General features: G+C 35.4%; 6 protein-coding genes and 1 other RNA gene. All 7 read right to left on the bottom strand.

What is annotated here, in order from left to right; genetic code table 11:
- Nucleotides 1-533: 533 nt before the first annotated feature.
- The 7 genes from recR to treC all read right to left on the bottom strand — a co-directional run bounded on the left by recR (nucleotide 534) and on the right by treC (nucleotide 6795).
- A complete protein-coding gene (recR, locus tag L987_RS13220) occupies nucleotides 534-1130 on the bottom strand; it encodes a recombination mediator RecR (RefSeq protein ID WP_002484223.1) in 597 nt (198 codons plus the stop codon).
- Nucleotides 1131-1134: 4 nt separating this feature from the next.
- On the bottom strand, nucleotides 1135-1452 hold the full coding sequence (locus L987_RS13215; protein ID WP_002484224.1) for a YbaB/EbfC family nucleoid-associated protein: 318 nt from the start codon (nucleotides 1450-1452) through the stop codon (nucleotides 1135-1137).
- A gap of 89 nt (nucleotides 1453-1541) precedes the next feature.
- A complete protein-coding gene (gene dnaX, locus L987_RS13210; RefSeq protein ID WP_047505357.1) occupies nucleotides 1542-3254 on the bottom strand; it encodes a DNA polymerase III subunit gamma/tau in 1713 nt (570 codons plus the stop codon).
- Between the two features lie 59 nt (nucleotides 3255-3313).
- Nucleotides 3314-3844, bottom strand: coding sequence for a GNAT family N-acetyltransferase (locus tag L987_RS13205; RefSeq protein ID WP_002484226.1), 531 nt, complete (start codon nucleotides 3842-3844; stop codon nucleotides 3314-3316).
- Between the two features lie 189 nt (nucleotides 3845-4033).
- Nucleotides 4034-4303: signal recognition particle sRNA large type (gene ffs, locus L987_RS13615), an RNA gene on the bottom strand.
- A gap of 106 nt (nucleotides 4304-4409) precedes the next feature.
- A complete protein-coding gene (treR, locus tag L987_RS13200; RefSeq protein ID WP_011303885.1) occupies nucleotides 4410-5135 on the bottom strand; it encodes a trehalose operon repressor in 726 nt (241 codons plus the stop codon).
- A gap of 25 nt (nucleotides 5136-5160) precedes the next feature.
- Nucleotides 5161-6795 carry an alpha,alpha-phosphotrehalase gene (gene treC, locus L987_RS13195; protein WP_011303886.1) on the bottom strand — a complete coding sequence of 545 codons (1635 nt, stop codon included), beginning with the start codon at nucleotides 6793-6795 and terminating at the stop codon, nucleotides 5161-5163.
- Nucleotides 6796-6854: the final 59 nt, after the last annotated feature.

The raw sequence follows: 6854 nt of genomic DNA, 5'->3' as shown, positions 1-6854 counted from the left end.
GGAATTAACGTTGACATATTGCAATTCAGTTTTCAATGTTCATTTCTTCAATCACAAGAATTAATTTTACTCGCTTTGACCCAGAAAGTCAAGAACTTTTAAAAATTATTTTTCGTTGTGTTTTTCATTTCTTCAATCACAAGAATTAATTTTACTCGCTTTGACTCAGAAAGTCAAGAACTTTTAAAATTATTTTTCGTTGTGTTTTTCATTTCGTTTTTGTGTTTGTCGTTTTGTTTCGTCCGACAAGATAATACTATACACGCTTAATTTACTTTTAACAACGGTAAAATTTACACTATAACTCCGTGTTTTCATTGCGTTTTCATCAAAAAGCAAACCTCCTTATACATATATTTTTTAAAGTACGTTTTTAGACAATTTAAAGATTGTAACACTACACTTATCATAGATTTACTGCTCAATAACCATACTTTGATTTCTTTTACATTTTTTTAATTTTATTTACAAAAAAATAAAGCTATCTGTTTAAGATAGCTTTATCGCTTACTTCATATTGTATTTCAACCATATTACATCTCTGTTCTGCCCATGATAGCCTTAGATAATGTAACTTCATCAGCATATTCTAAATCGCCACCAACAGACAAACCTTGAGCTAATCTAGTGACAGTAATTCCAATAGGTTTTACTAATCTAGATATATACATCGCTGTCGATTCACCTTCTAAATTAGGGTTCATCGCTAATATAAGTTCTTTAACTTCTTCATCTTTGAGTCGGTTAATCAAACTAGGGATATTGATGTCTTCTGGTCCAATACCATCCATCGGCGAAATAGATCCATGCAAGACATGATATAAACCTTTATATTCTCTCATCTTTTCCATTGCAATAACATCTTTATCATCTTCGACTACACAAATAACCGAGCGATCTCGTTGTTTATCCTGACATATATAGCAAGGATCCTGTTCTGTAATATGCCCACACTCACTACAATAAGTAAGTTCTCGTTTCACATCTACTAATGCCTTAGCAAATTGTACAACGTCATCTTCTTTCATATCTAATACATGAAACGCCAGACGTTGAGCTGTTTTTGGCCCAATGCCTGGCAGTTTCATGAAACTGTCAATTAGTTTCGAAATTGGTTCAGGATAGTGCATATGATCACATTCCAGGGATGTTTAAGCCTTGCGTATGCTTACCTAAACGTTCTTGTGTAAGTTCATCAGCTTTATTCATTGCCTCATTCGTTGCAGCAATTACTAAGTCTTGTAACATTTCAATATCATCAGGGTCTACCGCTTCTTCTTTAATTTCCACGTCAAGCACCTCTTTATGACCAGAAACTGTTACAGTAACCATACCGCCACCAGCTGTACCTTGTACTTTTTCTTCTTTAAGCTTTTCTTGCTCTTCGCCCATTTTCTTTTGCATTTTTTGCATTTGTTTCATCATTTGTTGCATATTTCCGCCACCGCGCATAAATATATCCTCCTTAAAACTTATATATTATATTGAATATCATTCATCTTTCGTTTCATTATACATGCCTTTTTAATCATTGTCATGTATCACTCTTCATCTATGATATTTACCGTACTTTCACCAAATAGGTCTTTCGCTTTCTGAACTACGTCTACTTCTTCAGGTTCTGTTGTATCCGTACCATTGTTATGTGTATCTTCTGATGTACCTTGCTTCCTATTTTGAAGGTATTCTGATCTCACACGCATCCACTGGTCTGCAGGTACGCCAACCACTTTAACGGTTTTATCTATAATATTACAAACAACATTTTCGATATTTTCACGTTTTTCATCGTCTTTATTCACGATTTCACAATGAATTTCTTCTTCTAATTTAATTAGTACATGCGTTTCACTTGCAGCCACCGGTTCAGAATTTTGTAAAAGACTGACCAATGACTTCATATCATTACTTTTAGCATGATCAACCACTTCTTGCCAGTGATCTTTAAGCTGCTTGATATCATCTTTATTAGCTTTATCTAATACTTTAGCAATTTGCTGCATAGAAAATGCATTTTTAGACTGACTACTTTTAGTTGTAGAACGTTTTGATTGTTGTGGTTGCGCACTCGTTGTTACACCATTCGCTTTAAGTGTTTTTAATTCACTTTCTAATTGTTCCATTCTTTGCAGTAACACATCATTGTTTGGTTCTGTTGCTACACTTGTAGTCGCTAATGTTTGAACACTTTCTGGTTTTTCTTTTATCATTTCTGCGATTTTTACTAACAAGACTTCAAAATGCACACTTTGGTTTACGCTAAATCTAATAGAAACGAGTGTATCATTAATGATATCAATCATTTTGTAAAGTACTTCTAAATCAAAATGCATCAGCGCATCATATTCAGTTTCTTCATTAGATGTCTTATTCATGATTGTATCTCTGACAAAGTAGATCATATCGTTAATCAAACGATTTACTTCTTTACCTTGTGAGATGAATTGATGATACGTAGAGAAGGCGTTTCTCACATCACCTTCTACAACTTCCTTAAATAATTCATTTAAAGCTTTCGCATCTACACTACCAGTAACATTCAATGCATCTTCTAACGTTAAATGTTCATCTCCAAAAGCAATTGCTTGGTCCATGATACTCAATGCATCACGCATACCACCTTCGGATGCTTTGGCGATAAAGTTTAATGCCGCTTCATCATATTCAATCGCTTGCGATTCCGCTACAAACTTTAATCTTTCCACAATTTCTTCCTGGCTTATCGCTTTAAAATCAAATCTTTGAGCTCTTGATATTATTGTCGGAGGTATTTTATGTGGTTCTGTCGTTGCTAAGATAAATATAGCGTGTGCTGGTGGTTCTTCCAATGTTTTAAGCAATGCATTGAAAGCACCTGTAGTTAGCATATGCACTTCATCAATAATATAAACTTTAAACTTTGATTCGCTCGGCGCATATTTTACTTTATCTCTAATATTTCTAATCTCATCTACACCATTATTACTCGCAGCGTCAATTTCAATCACATCTGAGTTAGTCCCTCGTGTAATCCCTTTACAAATTGCGCATTCATTACACGGTTCGCCATCTGAACGTTCAAGACAGTTAATTGCTTTCGCAAACACTTTCGCAATACTTGTCTTACCTGTCCCTCTTGGACCACTGAAAATGTATGCATGGGATTGTTTCTCTTTTGAAATTGCATTGCGTAGTGTTTTAGTTACATGTTCTTGACCTACAACATCTTCGAAACTCTGCGGTCGGAACATTCTATATAAAGCTTGATAATTCACTTTCGCACCTCCAATTGCATTCACAAACTATTATAGCATTGAACTTCGTACTTTGAATATCAATTAAAAGCTTCTGAGTACACGACATCACCTTGAGGCTGTTCTAATAGTTGATCCCACAGGAATTTTACCATGAAATATTCTGAAGGCACGTCAAATGGACATGTTATGTCATAATCTGCTGCTGGTTCGTATCCAAACTGATTATAATATTTTGGGTCACCTAGCACTATAATGGTTGTATAGTCTTGTGTTTTCGCACGTTCTTCTACAGCTTGTATCAACGCCTTACCCAAGCCTTTATTTCTATATTCCGGCAATACTGATAGTGGGGCTAATGCCAGAACAGTATATCGCTTCGTTCCATTAATGACTGTTATTTCAGATAGCATAATGTGACCGACCACATCACCGTCATTATTTTTAGCTACCACTTCAAGCTCATAATTATACTCAGGTGCGTTCCTCAGTTTAGCTACCAAATTTTGTTCATCATGATTCGACTCTGTAACATCTGCAAATGCTGCTTCGATTGCTTTCAAGCTTGTGTCATAATCATTTTCAGTTAGCGTACTTAAATATATTTGCATTGGTTTCCCCCCCAAACGTTCAGTTCAAGCCTTTAATGTCATAACATCGATTTCCAACAAGTTTTAAGACGGTTCCAATATGCCATCAAAGTATTGTTTATATTTTAATATAAAAAAAGAGTGACCGCTATCAAAAGATAAGTCACTCTTTATATATGTATATGATTTCATTAGTTTTAAAAATTAAAACCGTGCACCTTCGCTTCGAATGCGTATCACAAACGTTACCAAAGTCGACAGCTAAATCTCGGCAACCCTACGGCACATACGATGATCCACTTAATGCTGCTTCCGTCAGGACCTGACATGATTCATGGGTTCATATTGCATAGGACCGAGATCTTCAGACACTACGTGCTTTGGGCAGACTTCACAAAAACGCACCCTCAGCAAAGGAATTAAGTCTCGCATAAAGCGGATTTCGAGTACAGGGAACCGCTACCTCCCCACCTAGCACGGCAAGATATATCATACTATAATCTCATATTAGAATGCAAGTATTACCTTTTGCATGGCTAGTAAAACCTTTACAAATCCTTCACACATCAGTCTTATCATTGTACATTTATAGTTTATGACGTCTAGAAAAATCATTGAATTTAAATTCGGTCGCTAAATGTTTAGAAATATTATACTGAAATATCGTAGTGTCTTTTAAATGAACAATGCCACGTACCGTCGCTGTATACGCTGGATTGATTTCACCAAACACTTCATACTCCATCTCTCCAAACGGTTCAAATGTTATGGATTTGTTTGAATAACTAATTTCCAACCCTAATGTTTCCTCAATGTATTGATATAAAGAGTTTGTAGCAATTTCCGCTGTAACATTCGGCACAATTTCTTCTATTAGATAGTCTTCATCAATGATTTTTACTCTATCATCTATTTTTCTAGTACGTACCACATGACATAAGACAGTATTCATACTAATATTTAAAGCTTCTTTGACTCTCGGAACATCGCCCGCAGTAATGCTTTCGATCATCTTCACTTCTGTGTCATGCTGTAAACCTAGTCCGCGTTGCACTTCTCTAAAACTGGTTAAGTCAGCAAAAGGAAATTCTGTTACACCTTGATAAATAACAATAGAACCTTTCCCTCGAATCTTTTGTATCATTCCTTCTCTAACGAGTAAATTTAGCGCTTTACGCACAGTTTCACGTGATGCCTGATAAGATTCTACCAATTCATGTTCCGATGGCAATTGAGCACCATACGATATACGTGATTCAATAATATCTTTCCGCAATGTTTCATATATCGTAATAAATTTCTTCTGTGTCATCGTTTCGCTCACTGCCTTTTATAGATTATTGTGCAACTACTATGACGCCAAATCCATCAATCTTTCCATCTATCAACTGGCCATATTGCACTATGACTTCGCCATCTAACTTTAATCCTTCTGGTATTTCTATGCGTTCTTTTGAAAAGTTTGCAAGCACTATCCAAGTTTCACCTTTATAATGACGTTTATATATAAACAATTCATTGTGATCCATGTATAGTGGTTCAATATTTCCATAAGTAATAATGTCATGCTCATGGCGTAATTGAATTAAATGTCGATATGTCTGAAGTATGGATTGTTCATCTTCAACAGCTGCTTCAACGTTTATTTTATCAAAATTATTAGGGATATCAATCCATGGTGTACCTGAAGTGAAACCAGCATGTTCACCTGCTGTCCATTGAACAGGCGTTCTAGAATTATCACGTGATTTTTGTCCAAGAATAGTTAAAATTTCTTGCTCCTCATATCCTGCTGCTTTCATTTTGTCATAAGCATTTAAAGATTCAACATCACGATACTGTTTAATGTCATTAAAGCCTGGATCCGTCATACCAATTTCTTCGCCTTGGTAAATATATGGCGTCCCTTGCAACATATGCAGTACAGTCGCTAGCATCTTAGCACTTTGTTTACGTAGTGGTTCAGATGTGTCATCACCAAAACGCGTAACGACACGAGGCTGATCGTGATTACACCAAAATATCGCGTTCCAACCGCCACCTTCATAAATACCAAGTTGCCACTCCATTAGAATGTCTTTCAACTTATGAAAATCTAATTTAGCATTCGACCATTTTTCTCCGTCTACATAATCTACTTTAAGATGATGAAAATTAAACACACTACTTAATTCTTGTCGTTCAGGCGAAGTATATTTCACACAATGATCTATGGTTGTCGAAGACATTTCGCCAACAGTCATTAATTGTTTATCACCAAATGTTTGCTGATTCATTTCGTGTAAATAGTCATGAACACGTGGACCATCTGTATAGAATTCTTTGCCGATTTTTTCGGAGTTTTTAAATTCACCTTTTGAAATGAGGTTAATGACGTCGAATCGAAAACCATCTATTCCAAAATCAATCCAGTGATTAATGATGTCGTATAGCACACGTCTGACTTCAGGATTATCCCAGTTCAAATCTGCTTGTGTCACATCAAATAAATGTAAATAATATTCATCCGTTTTTTCATCATATTTCCAGGCATTTCCACCAAATTTGGATTCCCAATTCGTAGGTGGTTCTTCATTTGCCGATCTTCTAAAGAAATAATAATCTCTATAAGGACTATTTTTATCAGCATATGCTTGTTTAAACCATTCATGCTCTGTTGACGTATGGTTGATCACGATGTCCATCATAACCTTGATATCTCTTTTATGCGCTTCAGCCACTAGCATTTCTAAATCTTCAATTGTCCCAAACTTCTCATTCACTTTATAATAGTTGCTAATATCATAACCATTATCATTCATAGGCGATTCATATACCGGTGTTAGCCAAATATAGTCCACACCGAGATATTGTATATAATCTAATTTTTCAATAATTCCTTGTAAGTCACCTTCACCACTACCTGTCGTATCATTAAATGACTTCGGATAAATTTGATAAACGACTGATTTTCTCCAATCATTTTGTTGCATATTATTGCCACCTCTACTTTTAATATTTTAAAAAAGAAACCCGCTAAGTAATTTTAGCG

The organism is Staphylococcus sp. ZWU0021 (assembly GCF_000798895.1).
GTDB classification, from domain to species: Bacteria; Bacillota; Bacilli; order Staphylococcales; family Staphylococcaceae; genus Staphylococcus; species Staphylococcus saprophyticus.
This window is presented reverse-complemented; position numbering and strand designations above follow the sequence as displayed.

Coding starts and splice junctions, on each gene's coding strand:
- recR (WP_002484223.1), bottom strand. CDS start 1,130: ATGCACTATCCTGAACCAATTTCGAAACTAATTGACAGTTTCATGAAA.
- L987_RS13205 (WP_002484226.1), bottom strand. CDS start 3,844: ATGCAAATATATTTAAGTACGCTAACTGAAAATGATTATGACACAAGC.
- treR (WP_011303885.1), bottom strand. CDS start 5,135: ATGACACAGAAGAAATTTATTACGATATATGAAACATTGCGGAAAGAT.
- L987_RS13215 (WP_002484224.1), bottom strand. CDS start 1,452: ATGCGCGGTGGCGGAAATATGCAACAAATGATGAAACAAATGCAAAAA.
- treC (WP_011303886.1), bottom strand. CDS start 6,795: ATGCAACAAAATGATTGGAGAAAATCAGTCGTTTATCAAATTTATCCG.